The 1467-nt window shown below is 76.1% G+C and carries 2 protein-coding genes and 1 pseudogene; 1 reads left to right on the top strand and 2 read right to left on the bottom strand.

What is annotated here, in order from left to right; all coding sequences use genetic code 11:
• Positions 1-247 (bottom strand): annotated as a pseudogene (locus ABD308_RS38830) (aminoglycoside phosphotransferase family protein); the annotation flags it as partial.
• A gap of 15 nt (positions 248-262) precedes the next feature.
• Entirely contained in the window at positions 263-1048 is a 786-nt protein-coding gene (locus ABD308_RS38825; protein ID WP_344345743.1) for an alpha/beta fold hydrolase, read from the bottom strand.
• A gap of 205 nt (positions 1049-1253) precedes the next feature.
• On the opposite strand from ABD308_RS38825, the gene ABD308_RS38820 reads away from it, so the two are divergent.
• Positions 1254-1467 (top strand): hypothetical protein (locus ABD308_RS38820; protein ID WP_344345741.1); only part of this gene is annotated, 214 nt, incomplete at its 3' end.

Genomic DNA, 1467 nt, shown 5'->3' with positions numbered 1-1467 from the left:
GGGAGAGCAGGCCCTCGGCGTGCCGCCGGAAGAAGGGGGTGACGAAGGAGCGCAGGACCAGCGCGCGCGGCCCGTCCGGACCCGTGACCGCCAGCCGCCGCATCTCCGAGGTCCACCCCCCGCGCAGCCGCTCGGCCCCGTCGAGCCGTTCCCCGTCCCCCAGCGCCCGCTCCGCCCAGGCACGCGTGGCGCGCCAGTCGTCCCCGTCCCGCTCCTCGCCGCCGGTCACGACGGCCCCTCCCCTGATGTCCACGGCCTTACCTTAACCGGCGAGGAACGGGACCAGGGCGGCGGCGAGTTCGGCGGGGGCGTCGACGGCGATGAGGTGGCCGGCGGTGGGGAACTCGATCAGGGCGGCGCCCGGGATCGCGGTGGCGTAGCGGCGGGCGATGGCCTGGAAGTCGGCGACGTCGAGGCCGCCGGCCGCCACCAGGGTGGGGACGGTGATGGTGGCGGGGTCGCCGGCCGTGGTGCCCTGGGAGTGCTCGCCGACGGCGGTCTGGTTCAGCAGGGAGGTGCGCAGCGGGCCGCGGAGGCGGTCGGCCGCGTCCGGGGGCAGGTCGTCCCAGCCGCGGGCCGGGCCGCGTACCCACATGTCCAGGTTCACCTGGACGGCGGCGTCGAGGTCGCCCGCGTCCAGGGCCGCCGTCTCGGCCTCGTCGTAGGCGATCATCTCGGCGGACCAGTCGTAGCCCGGCCACGGCGGGGCGAGCAGCGCCAGCGAGTGCACCCGGTCGGGGTGGGTGAGGGTGAAGTCCATGGCCACCCGGCCGCCCCAGGAGGCGCCGACCAGTCGGACGCTCCGGTGGCCGAGGTGGTCCAGGAGGCGGCGCAGGTCGTCGGTCTCGCGGAAGGGTCCGGCCGGGGGCGCGGATTCGCCGAAGCCGCGCAGGTCGTAGCGGATGACGGTGTGCCGCTGGGCGAGCGTGGGGACGACCGCGTCCCACATGTGGTGGTCGGCGATGCCGGCGTGGACGAGGACCACGGGCGGGCCGTCGCCGGTCACGACGTAGGAGAGCCGGCCGAGATCGTCGGTGAGGGTGGGCATCCGCAGATGTTCGCAGGTGGCGGGCGCGTGCGCCACCCCATAACGATCACCGCCGGCGCAACCGGTGCGCCCCCCTCCGCACGGATGCGCCCCCGGGCGGCAGGGGCGGGTGAGGTTTACCGGCCCTGCCGGGGTGCCATATCCGAGGCTCAGGCCGGATCCGGCAGTCGGCCGGGTCGGGCCGACCGAGGGAGGGGACACCCGGATGACGGAGATCCACCGGTCCGCGCTGCGGTACACCGCCGACATCACCGCGGAGGACATCGACGGCCTGGCCGGGTTCATCGGCCGGCGGCTGGTCCTGTGGAAGGACGGGGCCGGCGCGTCGGGTGGCGAGGAGGAGCGGGTCGGGGACGCGCTGGCGCAGACGGTGGCCGCCCTCACCGGGAGCGCGCGGGAGGTGCTCGGCGCGCTCGCCG

The sequence above is a fragment of the Kitasatospora putterlickiae genome (assembly GCF_039527695.1).
GTDB lineage: Bacteria > Actinomycetota > Actinomycetes > Streptomycetales > Streptomycetaceae > Kitasatospora > Kitasatospora putterlickiae.
The sequence above is the reverse complement of the archived record's forward strand: the minus strand, read 5'-3'. Positions and strand labels throughout refer to the sequence as shown.